Source organism: Humidisolicoccus flavus (assembly GCF_045689595.1).
In the GTDB taxonomy this organism is placed as follows: Bacteria; Actinomycetota; Actinomycetes; order Actinomycetales; family Microbacteriaceae; genus Humidisolicoccus; species Humidisolicoccus flavus.
The window spans coordinates 1179586-1197357 of the sequence record NZ_CP142724.1 but is presented as its reverse complement, the minus strand read 5'-3'; the positions used below and the strand labels follow the sequence as shown (position 1 = coordinate 1197357).

The window sequence follows — 17772 nt, the reverse complement described above, 5'->3', positions numbered from 1 at the left end:
CGTGTCGAGGTCACACGAGCTTCGCGTTGCAGCGCCTTCGACGGTGAAGGTCCCGAAGCATCTTAAATCCGGGTACCGCCCGGAGATCGAGGGGCTTCGTGCGCTCGCGGCGCTGCTCGTGGTCGTGTATCACGTATGGCTCGGTCGAGTTTCGGGTGGCGTTGACGTCTTCTTCGTCGTCACCGGATTCTTCATCACACTGACGGTGCTGCGTGGGTTCGAACGCTCCGGGTCGTTCCGACCGGGGGCGTTTTTTCTGTCTCTTGTCAGACGACTCTGGCCGGCTGCGACCCTCGTGCTGCTCGCCTGCATCATCCTCACAATCCTTTTTGCGCCAGCGGCAACGCAGCAGCGGAATTTCCTCGAAATCCTGGCTTCGACCCTGTACTTCGAGAACTGGTTCCTCTCCTTCCAAGCGGTCGATTACCTCAATGCCGAAGACCCGGCAACCCCCGTCCAGCACTTCTGGGCGATGTCGATCCAGGGGCAGTTCTACGTCATCTGGGCAATCATCGGAGTATTGCTCACGCTCGTTATTGCGCGCAGCGGGCGGAAAGCATGGAACGAAGCCGGTCTTCGACGAGTCCGCACGGTGTTCGTCGGCATCGTGGCGCTGATTTTTCTCGCCTCGTTCACCTACTCGATCATCGCTACGAGCAACGAGCAAGCTGCGGCGTACTTCTCGCTGTGGACCAGGCTCTGGGAGTTCGCCGTCGGTGCGATGATCGCACTCGCCGGGTCGAAGATCGTCCTGCGGGGCTCCGTCGCCGCACTGACGTCTTGGCTCGGTCTCATCGCACTGGTTGCCTGCGGAATCGTCCTCGACGTCGGTGCCCAGTTCCCGGGTTACGCTGCGCTCTGGCCCGTGCTCGCCGCGGCACTGCTGCTCGTGAGTTCTTCGAACGAGCAGCGTTGGTGGGCGGGAACGAGGGTGCTCTCGCTTCGTCCACTTGTTTGGCTCGGCTCGATCTCGTACGGAATCTACCTCTGGCACTGGCCGCTTCTCATCGGCTACCGCTATGTCCGTGGCGAACTCGCCGTCCCGGGCGTCGTGGGTGGCGTCGCGATCGTGGGTGGCGCCGTGGTGCTCGCAACGCTGACGCACTGGATCGTCGAACGTCCCGCCGCTCGAACCGGCAGATCGCAGAGCTCGCGAATTCGGGTCCGGTCGCTCCTGGCGATCTCAGCCGCATGGGTGCTCGTACTCGGTCTTGGTTCGTTCCAGACCGTGCGTGTGCAGCAGGAGATTGCGGCAGCAGAACAGGCGGCTGCAGAATTTCAAGAGGGGAGCGGCGAATGCTTTGGCTTCGCTGCCCTCAGCGCGAACGCCGACTGCGAGACGGTGTTCGCCGAGCAAGCCATAGTGCCCAATCGGGTCGCGCTCCTGGAAGACACCAACGGGGCGTATCAGTGCTACACGTCTCGTGACGCCGAACAGATCACTCGGTGCTCCCTTGGTGAGCCGTCGAGCGCGACGATGAAGGTCGCGATCATCGGCAATTCACACGCCGCAATGTTTGTCCCTATCTTTGACAAGCGACTCGAAGAACTCGGCTGGACGCTTGATCCGTATGTTGGAAATGGATGCATCTACGGGATCTCCACCGGAGAATTCGGGTGCGAGGCGCGTCTTGCAGAGATGCGTCAAGCAATTCTCGAAGGCGGATACGACCTCGTCATCTTCGCGGGAGGGCGCAGTGGCGGTGAGGATGCTTCGGCAGAAGAATTGCAGGCAACGAGGATTGCGTGGTCGGAAGTCTTGGAATCAGGCGCGCAGCTGGTCACGATCGAAGACAATCCGAGGCTGACTGAAGCGCAGGCCAGCTGCGTGACGGATGCCACCGAGCAGGAATTGCGCGACGGCGCGTGTGACGCCAATCGAGATGAATCGCTCGTGATTCTCGACAGATTTGCTGCGATGAGTGAGGAATTCGGCACTCCAATGGTCGAAACTCAAGAGTGGTATTGCGTTGACGACACTTGCCCAGTCGTAATCGGCAACGTCATCGTGTACCGAGATCAGCATCACATCACTGCGACATACGGTGAATCCGCGGGTGACGAGCTTCTCGCAAGTCTTCTTGAACTCATTGAAGCCGCCTGATCACCCACGGTGCCCTGAGCGAATTCTCTGTGTCGCGCGCCCGTAGAATCGGAAGCATGTCGAACGCTCACGCTCGCCCTCCGGTTCCACCTCCACTGGGCGTCTCGGTGTACGACAACCACACCCACATGGAGTTGCGCGACAACGAGGAGAGCGATCCTTTCGATTGGAAGGCGCAACTGGAATCGGCCGAGCTCGCGGGTGTTGCCGGCGTGGTGCAGGTCGGCACCGACCTGCCATCGAGCCAGTGGGCCGCCGAAATCGCGAACACTGATCCTCGCGTCCTCGCCGCGGTCGCCTTGCACCCGAATGAAGCGCCGATCCTCGGTGCTCGTGGAGTGCTCGCCGAACACCTCGAAGGCATCGCCGCCCTCGCAGCGCACGAGCGGGTTCGCGCAATCGGCGAAACGGGCCTCGACTACTTCCGCACCGGCGAAGACGGTCGCGCCTTCCAGCACGAATCCTTCGAAGCGCACATCGCGATCGCGAAGGCGCACGATCTCGCGTTGCAGATCCACGACCGTGACGCACACGACGAGGTCGTCGAAACGCTCCGGCGCGTGGGTGCCCCGGAGCGCACGGTTTTTCACTGCTTCTCCGGCGATGCCGAACTCGCCCGGATCGCAGCCGAAGAAGGCTGGTACCTCTCGTTCTCCGGCACCGTCACGTTCAAGAACGCGAAGAACTTGCACGAGGCCGTGCAGATCGTGCCGCTCGATCGCATTCTGGTCGAAACCGATGCGCCGTTCCTGACGCCGACGCCGTTCCGCGGACGCCCCAACAGCGCCTACATGGTGCCGTACACGGTGCGCTCAATCGCTGAACGGCTCGCAATTGCCGAAGACGAACTCGCGGCGGCAACCGCGGAAAATACCATTCGCGTATATGGCAGTTGGAGTGCAGCATGACATCGTCCGCACACGAAGCGCTTCTTGGCGCGAGTGAGATTCGTGCGCTCGCCGCTCAACTCGACCTCACGCCCACAAAGCGCCTCGGACAGAACTTCGTCCACGACGCGAACACGGTGCGCAGGATCGTGCGTATTGCCGGAGTCTCCGCAGGCGATGCGGTCGTGGAGATCGGACCGGGGCTCGGCAGCCTCACGCTCGGGCTGACGGCTGCCGGCTGCGATGTCACCGCCGTCGAGATCGACCCGCGGCTCGCGGCGCTTCTGCCGACCACGGTCGCGCGCATGCAACCCGAAGCGAAACTGCAGGTCATCGAGCATGATGCGATGACGATCACCGAACTCCCGACTGCGCCGTCCGCGCTCGTTGCGAACCTGCCCTACAACGTCTCGGTTCCAGTGCTATTGCACTTTCTCGAACTCTTCCCGAGCCTGCAGCGCGCGCTGGTCATGGTGCAGTCTGAAGTCGGTCATCGCCTCGGCGCTGTGCCGGGCAGCAAGGTGTACGGTTCCCCGAGCGCGAAGGCCGCCTGGTACGGCGAACTGCGCGTCGAAGCGGATGTCTCGCGGGCCGTGTTCTGGCCGGTGCCGAACGTCGACAGCGTCCTCGTCGGGTTCCACCGCGGTGAGCCCCGCGGTACCGAGGCAGAGCGCAAGGCGACGTTCCAGTGCATCGATGCGGCGTTCGGGCAGCGACGAAAGATGCTGCGGCAGTCGTTGTCGAGCATCTTCGGCTCGTCCGCTGCGGCCTCTGCGGCGCTCGAACGGGCGGGCATCGCCCCGACTGCGCGCGCTGAAGAAATCGACATCGAGGGCTTCGTCCGAGTGGGCGCGCAGCTCTTGGAATCCCGCGCACTTGGCACCGAACCCTCGCTCGAATCCAATAGTGCAGACGGCAGTGCGATCAGCAGCGCGATCGAACCCGAATCCGCCGAGTCGCAGCAGAGCACGGAAGCGGGAACGCTCGGCGAATCTGCCGTGTCCCGCGACCAGGATTCACCGCATTAGGCTAAGTGCATGACCTCCACAGATCGCGTCGTTCGGGTCAAAGCGCCAGGAAAGATCAACCTGTATCTCGGTGTTGGCGCGCTCCAAGAAGACGGCTATCACGAGGTCGCGACTGCGTATCAGGCGGTGAGTCTCTACGAGTTCGTCGAGGTCCGCGAGGCATCTGATTTCCAGGTCGAGTTCGCCGGACCGATCGATTCTTCCGGTCTCCCGACCGACGGCACGAACCTTGCGATCCGTGCGGCGATGATGCTCGCGCGGAAGGCGAAGATCCGCAGCGGCGTCCACATTCGTGTTGAAAAGCATGTCCCGATTGCCGGTGGCATGGGTGGTGGCAGCGCCGACGCTGCAGCGACGCTGCTCGCGTGCGAGGAACTCTGGCAGACGGGCATCTCGAAAGAGGAGATCTACGCTCTGGGTGCGAAGCTCGGCGCGGATGTGCCGTTTGCGCTGCACGGTGGCACGGCGCTCGGCACCGGCCGTGGGGATTCGCTCTCGCCCGTGCTCGCGACCGGTGAGTTCCACTGGGTCCTCGCGCTGCAAGACGGCGGATTGAGCACACCGCAGGTCTACAAGGCGCTCGATGAACACCGTGCACGCTACGCCGCCGATATCTCACCCGCGCTTCCGCGCCCCGACGTGGATCACTCGGTCCTGCAGGCGCTGCGCCAGGGCGACGCAATGATGCTCGCCGAGTACATGCACAACGATTTGCAGGCACCAGCGCTCGGGATGCTCCCCGAGCTGGCGGCGCTGCTCGAACTCGGTGAGCAGAACGGTGCACTTCGTGGCATCGTCTCGGGCTCCGGCCCGACCTGCGCGTTCTTGTGCGCCGACAACGAGTCCGCACTCTCGCTGCAGATCACGCTGAGCGCTGCGGGGATCTCCGCGCGCAAGGTCACGGCGCCCGCTGGTGGCGCTCGCACGATCGACTCCTAATCTTCGACCGTTCGGCAAGCCACGAGGTTCGCTCCGTTCAGGTCTCAGACAGAACGCTCGAGTCGGTGTTCTTGCGGAAGCGTTCAGTCCGGTCGTCCTCGGCGCCAGGAAGCGAGCGGCATCCGAGGCCGTGATTCTCTCGACCTTGCGACTCCTCACGACAGCAGTCGTCTCGGAACCGGGTGCAGTGCGACTGCGGTACGAGCAGGTCGAGCCGACCTCCGAGAACCCTGACGGCGCTGCGAGATTCAAACGAGCAGTCGGTCGTTCTGCCCGCGCACGTTCGCAGCCTTCCGGGTACCGCGTACCCTAGAGGCAATGGCACATCTCCTTGGGGCCGAGTCCCTGCACCTTGAATATCCAAACCGAGTCATCTTCAAATCCGTCACGATCGGAATCGAAGACGGCGACCGAATCGGCATCGTCGGTCGCAACGGTGACGGAAAGTCGACCCTGCTGCGATTGCTCTCCGACAAGCTCGAAGCATCCAGCGGCCGTGTCACGAAGCGCGGGGGCGTCACCATCGGCATGCTCGATCAGGCCGATGAACTCGCAAGCGGTGTCACGATCGCGAACCTCGTCGTCGGTGATCGTCCCGAGCACGAATGGGCTGGGGACGAGCGAATCCGCGACGTCCTGCGCGGTCTCCTCGCGGATCTCGACTGGAGCACGCTCGTCGATGATCTCTCTGGCGGTCAGCGCCGTCGTGTCGCGCTCGCGGCACTCCTCGTTGGCGACTGGGACGTCCTGTTTCTCGATGAGCCGACGAACCACCTCGACGTCGAAGGAATCGCCTGGCTCGCAGAGCACCTGGTGAATCGATACCGGAGCAACCGCGGAGCGCTTGCGGTCGTGACGCACGACCGATGGTTTCTCGACGAGGTCTGCACGGCGACCTGGGAAGTGCACGACGGCATTATCGAGCCCTTCGAAGGCGGATACGCGGCCTACATCCTGCAGCGCGTCGAACGTGACCGCATGGCCGCCGCGACCGAATCCAAGCGCCAGAACCTCATGCGGAAGGAGCTCGCATGGCTCCGCCGGGGCGCGCCGGCACGCACGACGAAGCCGAAGTTCCGAATCGATGCGGCGACGCAACTGATCGAGAACGAGCCGCCGGTGCGCGACGCGATCCAGCTCTCGCAACTCGCGGTCGCCCGACTCGGAAAAGACGTCGTCGACATCGAAGACGCGAGCGTCCGTTTCGGTGACACCACCATCTTGAACGACATCACCTGGCGGCTCGCGCCCGGTGAGCGCACTGGAATCCTCGGCCAGAACGGTGTCGGCAAATCGACTCTGCTCTCGCTCATCACGGGCAGGCAGAAGCCGACCGAGGGTCGCGTGAAGCGTGGAGTGACCGTCAAAGTCGCAGAGCTCACGCAGCAGCTCGATGAATTGCGCGAGGTCGAGCACGAGCCCGTCCGCACCGTCATCGGACGGCTCCGCACGAGCTACAGCGCGGGTGGCAAAGAACTCACCCCGGGGCAGCTGCTCGAGCGCCTCGGCTTCGGCAGTAACGAGCTCACGACGCGCGTCTCCGAGCTCTCCGGTGGGCAGCGTCGTCGACTGCAGTTGTTGCTCATTTTGCTCGATGAACCGAACGTCCTGATCCTTGACGAGCCGACGAACGATCTCGACACCGACATGCTCGCGGCGATGGAGGATCTCCTCGACACCTGGCCGGGAACGCTCATCGTCGTGAGCCACGACCGATACCTGATCGAGCGGATCACCGACCAGCAGTACGCGATCGTCGATCAGAAGCTTCGGCATCTCCCAGGCGGCGTCGACGAATACCTGAAGATTCGTGATGGCCAGGCTCGTGCGGGCAAGAAGGCGAAGAGCGCTGCTGCCGAGGCCAAGCAGGAGGCCCCCAAGTCGAAGCTCGGAGGAGCGGAGCGTCGCTCACTCGAGAAAGAGTCTGCGAGTCTCGAACGTCGCATCCAGAAGGCCAACGCTCGCAAGGTCGAGATTCAGGCCAAGTTCACGACGACCGACGTCAACGATTTCGATGCTTTCGCGACGCTGCAAGCCGAGATGACGGCGGTGCAGGACTCGATCGACGAGCTCGAGATCGCGTGGCTCGCCGCGCTCGAAAAACTCGACTCGTAAACACCCTGCACGCGAGCGCGCGCACCCGCCCGTTCACTCCGTTAGGCTTGATTGAACTGTGCAGCCCCGGAGGGAAACTGTGAATCCAACTGTGCTCATTGTCGACGACGACACCGCACTTGCAGAAATGATCGGCATCGTCTTGCGAGGCGAAGGCTACGACCTGCAGTTCTGCGCCGACGGCGCAGAAGCTGTTGGCGCCTTCTCGCGGATCCGGCCCGACCTCGTCTTGCTCGACCTCATGCTGCCCGGCATGGACGGCATCGAAATCTGCCAGCGCATTCGCGAAGACTCCGGCGTTCCCATCATCATGCTGACCGCGAAGAGCGACACGACCGACGTCGTTCGTGGACTCGAAGCCGGTGCCGACGACTACATCGTGAAGCCGTTCAACCCGAAAGAGCTCGTTGCGCGCATTAAGACGCGCCTTCGCCCCGTCCGCGAGGCGGAAGCAACGGTACTGCAGGTGGGCGATCTCACGATTGACGTTCCGGGCCACGAAGTGAAGCGCAGCAACGAGAAGATCGCGCTGACGCCGCTCGAATTCGAGCTGCTCGTCACCCTCGCAGCGCGACCGCAGCAGGTCTTCAGCCGCGAAATGCTGCTGGAGCAGGTGTGGGGCTATCACTACAAGGCAGACACTCGCCTCGTGAACGTGCACGTGCAACGTTTGCGCTCGAAAGTCGAGCTCGATCCTGACAACCCATCGATCGTCACAACGGTTCGTGGCGTCGGCTATCGAGCCGGGGCAGTCTCGGCCTGACCATGGCAACCGTTCGCCGCGACAACCTGCGGGGAAGAGCGCTGTTGGCTTGGCGACGGTCACTGCCATTGCGCGTGGTTTCGATCAGCCTCGCGCTCTCGACGCTCGCAATCGTGGTCATCGGCGGATACATCGCCGTCTCGATCGGCGGCAACCTCTTCGACCAGCGCCGCGACGAGGTGCTCGCGGAGTCAGTGCGCGCGACCGAGCAGGCCAGGGAAGTCTTCGACGGCTCGATCGCAGTCAGTATCTCCAACAACGAGCTCGTCGAGTTGCGCTCGCGAGCCATTGAAGCGTCGTTGCGCGTCATCTCCAATCGCGGGGCGACCTCCTACGGTCTGCTCCGTGTCGAGAACCAATCACCGACCTCGATCACGATGGAGAACCAGCAGAGCCCGGACTTCGACGTAGATCTCATCACGCCGGAGCTGCGGGAACTCGTTTCCGAAGGCCAGGGGCCGCCGTACTATCAGTCGGTCTCGATTCAAACGGGCGCTGGAACGACTCCCGGCATCATCGTCGGCACGCTCGTCTCCGTGCCGGGCGCGGGCGACTATCAGTTGTATTTCGTGTACGACCTCGGTGACATCGCCGCGACGCTCTCGTTCACCCAGAACACCATGCTGATCGGCGGTATCGCGCTGCTCGCCCTGATTCTCGGCGTCACGCTCCTCGTCGTGCGGATGGTCGTCGGCCCCGTCGAGGTCGCCGCTGCAACGAGCGAGAAGCTCGCCGCCGGGGAGTTCGACGAGCGCATCCCGGTGAAGGGCGAGGACGTGCTCGCGAGGCTCGGAAAGTCGTACAACCGAATGGCCGACTCGATCCAGAGTCAGATCACCCGACTCGCTGCGCTCTCGACGGTCCAGCAACGCTTCGTCTCCGATGTCTCGCACGAACTGCGCACACCGCTGACGACGATTCGCCTTGCGGGCGATGTGATCTACGACCGGCGTGCGGAGTTCGATCCCGTCACCGAGCGCACCGCCGAGCTCCTGTACCAGCAGGTGCAGCGCTTCGATCTGCTCTTGAGCGACCTGCTGGAGATGAGTCGTTTCGACGCCGGCGCTGCCTCGCTCGACAAGGAACCCACGAACCTTGTTCGGCTCGCGGAAGTCGAAGCCGATGCGGTTCGGCCGCTCGCAGAAGACAACGGCACGCTCATCGAGGTCGTTGCACCCGGTGGACACGTCGAGGTCGACGTCGATCCGCGGCGTGTTCGTCGGATTTTGCAGAACCTCCTCGGCAACGCGATCGACCACGGTGACAGCAAGCCCATCACGATCACGATCGACTCGAACAGCACCGCGGTCGCTATCGGCGTGCAGGATCGCGGCATCGGCATGACCCCCGAGGAAACCGAGCGAGTGTTCGACCGTTTTTGGCGCGCTGACCCATCGAGGCAGCGCCGAACGGGAGGCACGGGCCTCGGGCTTGCGATCTCGCAGGAAGACGCAGCCCTGCACGGAGGCGTCGTCGACGTCTGGAGTGAGCAGGGAGTCGGTACCTGCTTCCGCCTGACGCTGCCACGCGACCCGAAGGTCGAAATGATCTCACCGATCGCTCTGCCGCCGGTTGATGCGCACGAGGAGCTCGACCGTTCGAGCGAACACGAACGTGAGGAGCACTCATGATGCGAAGGCTGACAACGATCCTCGCGCTCGCGCTTGCAACACTCACGTTGAGCGCCTGCGTGACCATTCCCACGTCCGGCCCCGTCGCCGTCGGCGAGGTCGATACGCAAGACGCGCAAGAGGGCTCGGTGTTCACTCCGCAAGGCCCGAAAGACGGTTCGACGCAGGACCAGATTCTGCTCGGCTTCCTCGGTGCCGGTGTTGCACCCCGCGACGATTTCGCAATCGCGCGTGAATTCTTGACCCCCGAGATGCAGGCGCGATGGGATCCGCGTTCTTCCGTGACGATCCGTGCTGAAGCGATCGAGTCGACGCGCGTGAGCGAGCGAGTGCTCGAAGCCTCGGTCCTCGCGAGTCAGCAGGTCTCGGTCGATGGCTCGATGACCCAGCAGGAGGGCACGCGCAACCGTCTTTCCTTCGAGTTCGAGCTCGTCGATGGCGAATGGCGGATCTCCGCTGCACCAGACGGCATCGTGCTCACACCGTTCTACTTCGGGCAGTTGTATCGAGAGACGGTCCTGCAGTGGTACTCGGTTACCGAAGACACACTCGTGCCGGAGGTGCGATGGTTCGAACGTTCGGGCGAGGACATGCCATCCCAGGTGATCGATGCGCTGCTGCAGGGGCCGAGCGCCTGGCTCGCCCCGACGGTACGGCTGCAGACCCGGTTCGGGATGTCGCTCGTTGCGCCCCCGACGGTTCGCTCCAACGGTGTGCTCGATGTGCGTCTCACCGCACCGCAGATCGGCGAGATTCCGCGCGGCGAGATCGAACGCTTCGCCCTCCAGGTCGCGAGATCGCTCGACCTTCCTGCGACGCCGGTCGTGTCGGTTTCGCTCGAGGGTTCGTCCTCGTTCACCGTGTCGAGCGAAAACGCGGGCGAGCTGCGCGACACGGCCGCCGACACTCGACCGCTCATCACGAGCGAGGGTTCGTTCCAGTACATCGGCACGGGTGAGCCTCTGCTGTTCGATTACGGTCCGACACTCGTTGAGGAAGAAGCCGAATCCTTCGCGATGCTCCGAGATGGCACGGGCGGGATCGCTCGCGCCGGAGAGACGGCGTTCTGGATCGACGGGGCTTCCATGGAGACGGTACCCCTGCCGGTATTGCCAGTTCTCATCGAGCCGAGCCTCGACTCTTCGGGCTGGGTGTGGATGATGCAGGGCGAAGACCTCACGAAGGCGCGCTTGTGGCGGGCCGGACAATTCGTCACGCTCGACCTGCCGGAGCAGCAGGGGGAGCGGATCACGGCAATGGAAGTCTCGCGCGACGGCACACGGCTCGCGATCGCGTCAACCAATGGCACCGAGTCGTACGTGCAGATCGCCTCGATCACGCGCAACGGCTCCGGGGTGCCGACCCGCGTGAACACCCCGCTGCAACTCCCTGAACTCCAGGGCGAGATCACTCATCTCACCTGGGCGAGCAGTACCTCCGTGGTCGCGGTGTTCGCCGGGGTATCGGGTGTTGAAGCAGCCGAACTCGTCGTCGGAGGCCGCGTCGAGGCGCTTGCGCCGCCCGGCTCGCCGATCGCGCAACTCGTCGGTGCGTCCTCGGTGACCGCGGGGGTCGAGAGCCTCCGAATGGTGACGAATGACGGACGGTTGTTCTCGTACCGGCAGGAGCGTTGGATCCTGGTGACGACCCCGTCGCCAGTGCAGCTGCTCGCCTCTCAGGTGTAACGCTCCACAGCCTTCGGCCCGGGCCCGCTGTTGACGGATGCCTCGGCGGAGATCGGGATTGTCGCGTGCGTCCGGCAATCTCGCGGCATGACGCTGCATCGTGCCTTCACAGAAGCGTTTGCTGCGCTGTGGCCCGTCGAGTGCGCCGGGTGTGGTGTGCCGAACACGGTGATCTGCGCTCCATGCATCGAGCTCTTCTCGGGGCAGCCGCAGCTTGTGCGAACGCTCGACGGCGTTCCGGTCTTCGCCACAAGCGAATACGCCGGTGCTGCCCGAGCGATCGTGCTCGCGTTCAAGAGCGATGGCGCCTCGCCGCTGCGCACTGTGCTCAGTCGATCGATCGCGAGTTCGAGTCTCGCTGCTGCTCGTCGAGCGCTTCGTCGCAACGTCGTACTGGTGGCGGTGCCGGCGAGCGAGCACGGGCGCTTCCGTCGTGGCTTCGATCCGCTCGACCGGATCCTGTCACGGGTCGAGGCCCCGCGCGCGCGGTTGCTGCGGAACTCGGCAGCCTCGCATCTTGCGCCCGCAGGGGAGCAGAAGGCGAAGAATCGTGCGCAGCGAGGGATCGCAGTTCGAGGAACGATGTCACTCGACCGGAAAACGCAATTGGAGGGACGAGCCGTAGTGATCGTCGATGACGTGGTCACGAGTGGCGCGACCATCCGCGAAGCGATCCGAGTCGTTCGAGAAGCCGGGGGAGTCGTCGTCGGGGCCGCGGTCCTCGCGAACACGCCGCACGTCCATGAGATTGGGGGTTTCGCCAGACGCGAATCCGAGTTCGGCTTCTCGGTCGACTCGGCGGGAGAATCGCGGCTAGGGTAATGGAACAGGGCGCCTCCCATGACTGGGCAATCGCCTGGCGAGGGCGTCCCTGGTACTAGGAGGTCAGCGTGGAAACAACAATCGCCGGTCGCGGCGTCACCATTACCGACCGATTCTCTGCATACGTTGAAGAGAAGCTCGAAAAAGTTGGCGTGCTCTTACAAAATTCCACGGGAACAGCCGTGCGGGTTTCACGTCATCACGACGCAAGCGGCGCAGCTGGCGGAGATCGTGTTGAGATCACCGTCCAAATCCCAGGCAAGGTCGTTCGAGCAGAATCCGACGGTCCAGACAAGTACGCGGCATTCGACTCAGCATTCCACCGGATCATGGAACGCGCCCGTCGAATCAAGTCGCGGAAGACGAACTTCCGAAGCTCAGAGCGCACCCCGCTCCGCACGGCAGCCGAGTCAGAGTTCCAGAACGTCGGAGTGCAACCGGCAGCGGTTGAGCTCATCGACCAGGTCGCAGCCGGCGAAGTACCAGACCAGACGGACGCACACGACGAGGACGAGCAGAGCTGGTCGCCCGTCGTGATTCGCCGCAAGTCCTTCCCGACCCGTTCCATGACGGTCAGCGAAGCCGTCGATCAGATGGAGCTCGTCGGGCACCCGTTCTACCTCTTCTACGACAGCGAGTCCGAGCGCTGCGCGGTCGTCTACCGACGCAAGGGTTGGTCGTACGGTGTGATCGCTCTCGACGACGAGATCGAAGAAGAGCAGGTCGAATCGGAGCAGCGAGAAAGCGCCTAAGCGTTTTCGATCGCAATAGCTCGGCCCTCGGTGTCGCTCGCGGCACCGGGGGCCATTTTTCATACGTCGTGAAGCGGGCGCTCCCTTGATAGAGTTGTCTGTCGGTTACCAAGCCGTTATGTTTCACCGAACCCGGGAGAGTAATCCGTGGCGAACGTTCTAGACAAGCTGATGCGAGCCGGCGAAGGCCGCATCTTGAAGCGCCTGCAGCGCATCGCGCAAGACGTCAATGCGCTTGCAGATGGCTTCTCCGAGCTCAGTGACGAAGAGCTTGCCGCCGAAACAGAGGAGTTTCGCGCGCGCTATGAAGCCGGAGAGTCGCTCGACCAGCTGCTCCCGGAGGCTTTTGCGGCGGTTCGCGAAGCGAGCACCCGAACCTTGGGCTTGCGTCACTTCGACGTCCAGATCATGGGTGGCGGTGCACTGCACCTCGGAAACATCGCGGAGATGAAGACGGGTGAGGGAAAGACGCTCGTCGCAACCCTCGCGGCGTACCTGAACGCGATCCCCGGCAAGGGTGTGCACGTCGTCACGGTGAACGATTACCTCGCGAGCTACCAGTCGGAGCTCATGGGTCGAATCTTCCGCGCGCTCGGTATGACGACCGGGTGCATCGTTTCCGGCCAGACCCCTGAGGTTCGCCGGGAGCAGTACCTCGCAGACATCACGTACGGAACGAACAACGAGTTCGGATTCGACTACCTCCGCGACAACATGGCACAGTCCCGCGATGCGATGGTTCAGCGCGAGCACTTCTTCGCCGTCGTCGATGAGGTCGACTCGATCCTGATCGACGAGGCCCGTACGCCATTGATCATCTCCGGCCCGGCAGCGGGTGAAGCGAACCGCTGGTTCGGTGAATTCGCGCAGATCGCCCGCCGCCTCAAAGAAGATGTCGATTACGAAGTCGACCTGAAGAAGCGCACCGTTGGCGTGCTGGAGCCGGGTATCGAGAAGGTTGAAGACCAGCTCGGCATCGACAGCCTCTATGAGAGCGAGAACACCCCGCTCATCTCCTTCTTGAACACCGCCTTGAAGGCGAAGGCACTGTTCAAGCGCGACCACGACTACGTGGTCCTCGAAGGCGAAGTCAAGATCGTTGACGAGCACACGGGCCGCATCATGTCGGGTCGTCGCTTCAACGAGGGTATTCACCAGGCGATCGAAGCCAAAGAGGGCGTGCAGATCAAGGCCGAGAACCAGACGGTCGCAACCGTGACCTTGCAGAACTACTTCCGCCTGTACGACAAGATCTCCGGCATGACCGGTACCGCCGACACCGAAGCGGCCGAGTTCATGAGCACCTACAAGTTGGGTGTCGTTCCGATCCCGACGAACAAGCCGATGCAGCGCATCGACAACCCTGACCTCGTGTACGGCACGGTCGAGGGCAAGTTCCGTCAGGTCGTCGAAGACATCGCAGAGCGCCACGAAAAGGGCCAGCCGGTGCTGGTCGGTACGACGAGCGTCGAGAAGAGCGAATACCTCTCGAAGCTGCTCGCCAAGAAGGGCGTCCGCCACGAGGTCCTCAACGCGAAGAACCACGCTCGTGAGGCTGCCATCATCGCGCAGGCGGGTCGCTTGGGCGCCGTCACGGTCGCAACGAACATGGCTGGTCGTGGTACCGACATCATGCTCGGCGGAAACGCCGAGTACCTCGCGGTCACCGCAATGCAGGAAAAGGGTCTGAGCCCTTCCGAGACGCCGGAAGAATACGAAGCGGCGTGGGACGAAGTGTTCGATGCGGTTCGCGCTGAAGTGAAGACGGAAGCCGACAAGGTCGTCGAGACCGGCGGTCTCTACGTGCTCGGCACCGAGCGCCATGAGTCTCGTCGGATCGACAACCAGCTGCGTGGTCGTTCTGGGCGGCAGGGCGACCCGGGTGAGAGCCGCTTCTACCTCTCGATGCAAGACGACCTCATGCGCTTGTTCGGTGGTCCGACCGCGCAACGCTTCCTGCAGATGGGTGCTGACGAAGACGACTCGGTCGCGCTGGAGAGCAAGATCTTCACCCGCACGATCCGCAGTGCTCAGGGCCAGATCGAGTCGCGCAACGCTGAGATGCGCAAGAACGTTCTGAAGTACGACGACGTGATGAACCGCCAGCGCGAGGCGATCTACACGGACCGTCGTCGAATCCTCGACGGTGACGACCTGCAAGAGCGGGTTCAGGTGTTCCTCGAGCAGACGATCGAGTCGCTCGTGAGCGAGCACACCGGTTCGAGCCACTCCGACGAGTGGGATCTCGAAGCGCTCTGGACCGAGCTGAAGCAGGTGTACCCGGTCAGCATCACGATCGATGAGGTCGTGGCCGAGGGCGGCGCAAAGATCGCACCGCAGTTCGTGCAGGCCGAACTCACCGCGGACGCGAAACTCGCCTACGAAAAGCGTGAGGAAGAACTCGGCGCAGAAGCGATGCGTTTGCTCGAACGCCGGATCGTCCTCAGCGTGATCGACCGGAAGTGGCGCGACCACCTCTACGAGATGGACTATCTCCGCGAGGGCATCGGACTGCGCTCGATGGCGCAGCGCGACCCGGTCATCGAATACCAGAACGAAGGCTATGCGCTGTTCCAGCAGATGATGCAGGCGATTCGCGAAGAGAGCGTCGGATTCCTGTTCAACCTCGAAGTGAAGGTGCAGCAGGGCGTGACCGCCACCGCGAGCGAAGTGGCGGCAGCACCAGCGGTCGAGCCCTCGAAGCTGACCTATTCGGCACCAGACGAACAGGGCGACGTCGAAGTGCACGATCAGCGCGGCCGTGCGCTGAAGGGCGCAACGAAGGCAGCACAGCAGCGTCAGGCTCCCACTGTGCGCGGGGCGTTCGGTGAGCAGCAGGAAGCTCCCGCGCCTGCCGCGCTCAACCGCGAGCAGCGTCGCAAGCAGGGCAAGAAGAAGCGATAGCGCTCAAGGGCGCAACACAAGCGAAGGCGGCGAACTCGGAGTGAATCCGGGTTCGCCGCCTTCGTTGGTTCGTGCGCTGCTTCGTTGGGACCTGCGAGCTGTCGTGGCGACTATTCCTGCAGGCTGAGGAATCCGGCGTACGCGGTGCCACCCAAGGGGGCACCCGTCACTTTTCTTTCCGTCGCCGTGGAAAGCACCGCTGCGATGTAGCCAGAGTTCGCATCGTCGTCGAAGTAAGTGATCAGGCCACTGCCCGAGGCTCCTCTGCCCATCGTGCAGTTAATCGAATAGTGTGCGCCGCCTCCGACGCCGTACTGCACACGATCGTCGGCGCACAGAATGAGTTCGTCGCCCGGGAACGGCTCGTTGCCTGGGTATCCGGCGGTGACGACCGATTCGACCTGCGCTGTGAACGTGACGCCCTGCCCTCCCGTGACCTCTTCGATCTCTTCGCCGTCGTCATTCGAATCAAAGCGGATGAACCCGAAGTCGAAGCCGAGCCAGGAGCGTTCTTCCTTGTCGATGGCCCACCGTTGCGAGGAAGCGCGGTACTGCAGCGGGATCCAGGTTTCTTCGGCAACCCACGAGCCGTAGGGATCGTTCTCGCCATCGCGACCCGGCCAGAATTCGATGTGCTCGAACATTCGTTGGGTCTTGTCGTTGTAGATGCAGTGTGCTGCCGTGATGGCGATGTTGTTCGAGCGCGAGTTGATGACCGTTGCGGTGCACACGTATTGCTCGCCGGCGCTGTCGGTCATGACGAGTTGGCCGACGGTCGAGCGGAGGAGGTCCTCGCTCGGACTCGATACGGGCTCCGGATACGCTTCACCGATCGGCGTCACGGGAATGTCGAGACCGGGGCTCGGCTCGCCGAAGGTGGGCTCCAGGACCACATCGATACCGCCGTCAGGCGAGAGGTTGCTGTTCGTGATTCCCGGTTCGCCCGCGTAGAGCTCGCCCGTGTCGAACTCGAAGTCGCTGTCGCTCGCGGGGACTGGGGTGTCCGGCAGGAACTCGGGGTCAGGGTCGAGCTCTTCGGCCACGGGATCGGGCGAGGTGCTCGTCTCCGGAGGCGGCGGTGGTAGTTCGCGCGAGGGATCGCTGTAGAGGTTGAAGAACGCTGGTGGGGGAACGCACGCTGAGCACAGGAGGACTCCGAGTGTGGCGAGGGCCGCGAGCGTGAGTCGTCGCGTCTGCATCGGATGCTCCGTTCTGCGGGGGAGCGCGACGGTTCTTGACGCGCGTGCGCCCACCGTATCGGGCGAATCTCAGAGTCTCCTGAGGCCTGCGTGCGGCCAGCGCTCGCGGTTGCCGTGCTAGTCGAAGACTGGGGGATCGATCGCGACGAGCAGCACTGCGGTCCAGTGGCAGAAGAACGCGATGACCGTGAGCGCGTGGAAGATCTCGTGGAATCCGAAGTGCCCCGGCACGGGGTTCGGTCGCTTGATCGCGTAGAAGACCGCTCCGACCGTGTACGCGAGGCCACCCGCGCAGATGAGCAGCGCCGTGAGCCAGTTCGCGTTCCAGATGTCGCCCATGTACATCACCGCAGCCCAACCCAGAATGAGGTAGAGCGGTACGTAGAGCCAACGGGGTGCACTGATCCAGAAGACGTTGAAGATGATGCCGACGAGCGCGCCACCCCAGACGAGCCACAGCAGCAGTGTTGCCTTGCTCGGGGGCAGGCAGAGGAGCGCCATCGGCGTGTAGGTTCCCGCGATCAGCAGGAAGATGTTCGCGTGGTCGAGTCGGCGGAGCACGGCCTTCGTCTTCGGCTGCCAGTCGAAACGGTGGTACACGGCGGAGATGCCGAACAGCAGCATGGAGGTCGCCATGAAGACGCTCGCGCTGATCTTGCCCACGGTGCTTTCGGCGAGAACGATCAGCACGATGCCCGCCACGATCGCCAGCGGGAAAGAAACGGCGTGGATCCAGCCTCGCCACGAAGGGCGTGTCTCTGCATTCGCGATGTGCGCCGCGTCGTCTGCCGCTTCGAGCAGCGGAAGGTGCACTGTTGCCTCTTCGTGCGGTTCGCTCGTACCGTGCGCGGTGGTGCGGTGCTCGGGGGAGGGCGCGGCGTTCGTCATGGCTTCAGTGTATGGCATACACATCTGCGGTGTCTATGACTCCGACCCCGCCTGA

General features: G+C 63.3%; 13 protein-coding genes and 1 pseudogene. 12 read left to right on the top strand and 2 right to left on the bottom strand.

From position 1 onward, the window contains the following. The first annotated feature begins 1 nt into the window (after nucleotide 1). The 12 genes and pseudogenes from U2H20_RS05685 to secA all read left to right on the top strand — a co-directional run bounded on the left by U2H20_RS05685 (nucleotide 2) and on the right by secA (nucleotide 15630). The gene (locus U2H20_RS05685; RefSeq protein ID WP_430593516.1) at nucleotides 2–2104 is read left to right on the top strand and encodes an acyltransferase family protein; all 2103 of its coding nucleotides are present in this window, start codon (nucleotides 2–4) and stop codon (nucleotides 2102–2104) included. 56 nt (nucleotides 2105–2160) lie between these two features. Next, nucleotides 2161–3012, top strand: a complete 852-nt coding sequence (locus U2H20_RS05680; protein WP_430593515.1) for a TatD family hydrolase — start codon at nucleotides 2161–2163, stop codon at nucleotides 3010–3012. Beyond that, a pseudogene (gene rsmA / locus U2H20_RS05675) lies at nucleotides 3009–3839 on the top strand (16S rRNA (adenine(1518)-N(6)/adenine(1519)-N(6))-dimethyltransferase RsmA); the annotation flags it as partial. The gene U2H20_RS05680 and the pseudogene rsmA, both read left to right, overlap by 4 nt. A gap of 189 nt (nucleotides 3840–4028) precedes the next feature. Then, complete coding sequence (locus U2H20_RS05670) at nucleotides 4029–4958, top strand: 4-(cytidine 5'-diphospho)-2-C-methyl-D-erythritol kinase (RefSeq protein ID WP_430593514.1); 930 nt, start codon at nucleotides 4029–4031, stop codon at nucleotides 4956–4958. Next, nucleotides 4933–5271 (top strand): hypothetical protein, encoded by a 339-nt coding sequence (locus U2H20_RS05665; RefSeq protein ID WP_430593513.1) that lies wholly within the window; start codon nucleotides 4933–4935, stop codon nucleotides 5269–5271. Before U2H20_RS05670 ends, U2H20_RS05665 begins: the two co-directional genes overlap by 26 nt. 5 nt (nucleotides 5272–5276) lie before the next feature. Continuing rightward, entirely contained in the window at nucleotides 5277–7073 is a 1797-nt protein-coding gene (locus U2H20_RS05660; protein WP_430593512.1) for an ABC-F family ATP-binding cassette domain-containing protein, read from the top strand. 79 nt (nucleotides 7074–7152) lie between these two features. Next, a complete protein-coding gene (gene mtrA, locus U2H20_RS05655) occupies nucleotides 7153–7836 on the top strand; it encodes an MtrAB system response regulator MtrA (RefSeq protein WP_430593511.1) in 684 nt (227 codons plus the stop codon). 2 nt (nucleotides 7837–7838) lie between these two features. Next, on the top strand, nucleotides 7839–9467 hold the full coding sequence (gene mtrB / locus U2H20_RS05650) for an MtrAB system histidine kinase MtrB (protein ID WP_430593510.1): 1629 nt from the start codon (nucleotides 7839–7841) through the stop codon (nucleotides 9465–9467). Beyond that, nucleotides 9464–11152, top strand: coding sequence for an LpqB family beta-propeller domain-containing protein (locus U2H20_RS05645; RefSeq protein ID WP_430593509.1), 1689 nt, complete (start codon nucleotides 9464–9466; stop codon nucleotides 11150–11152). Before mtrB ends, U2H20_RS05645 begins: the two co-directional genes overlap by 4 nt. 87 nt (nucleotides 11153–11239) lie before the next feature. After that, a complete protein-coding gene (locus tag U2H20_RS05640; RefSeq protein ID WP_430593508.1) occupies nucleotides 11240–11974 on the top strand; it encodes a ComF family protein in 735 nt (244 codons plus the stop codon). 68 nt (nucleotides 11975–12042) lie between these two features. Continuing rightward, nucleotides 12043–12726, top strand: coding sequence for a ribosome hibernation-promoting factor, HPF/YfiA family (hpf, locus tag U2H20_RS05635; protein ID WP_430593507.1), 684 nt, complete (start codon nucleotides 12043–12045; stop codon nucleotides 12724–12726). Nucleotides 12727–12873: 147 nt separating this feature from the next. Then, nucleotides 12874–15630, top strand: coding sequence for a preprotein translocase subunit SecA (gene secA, locus U2H20_RS05630; protein WP_430593506.1), 2757 nt, complete (start codon nucleotides 12874–12876; stop codon nucleotides 15628–15630). A 110-nt stretch (nucleotides 15631–15740) separates the two neighbouring features. Here the strand turns inward: secA and U2H20_RS05625 are convergent, their stop codons facing one another. Both U2H20_RS05625 and trhA read right to left on the bottom strand, forming a co-directional pair. Beyond that, entirely contained in the window at nucleotides 15741–16829 is a 1089-nt protein-coding gene (locus U2H20_RS05625; protein ID WP_430593505.1) for a trypsin-like serine peptidase, read from the bottom strand. Nucleotides 16830–16946: 117 nt separating this feature from the next. After that, nucleotides 16947–17717, bottom strand: a complete 771-nt coding sequence (gene trhA / locus U2H20_RS05620) for a PAQR family membrane homeostasis protein TrhA (RefSeq protein ID WP_430593504.1) — start codon at nucleotides 17715–17717, stop codon at nucleotides 16947–16949. Between the last annotated feature and the right edge of the window lie 55 nt (nucleotides 17718–17772).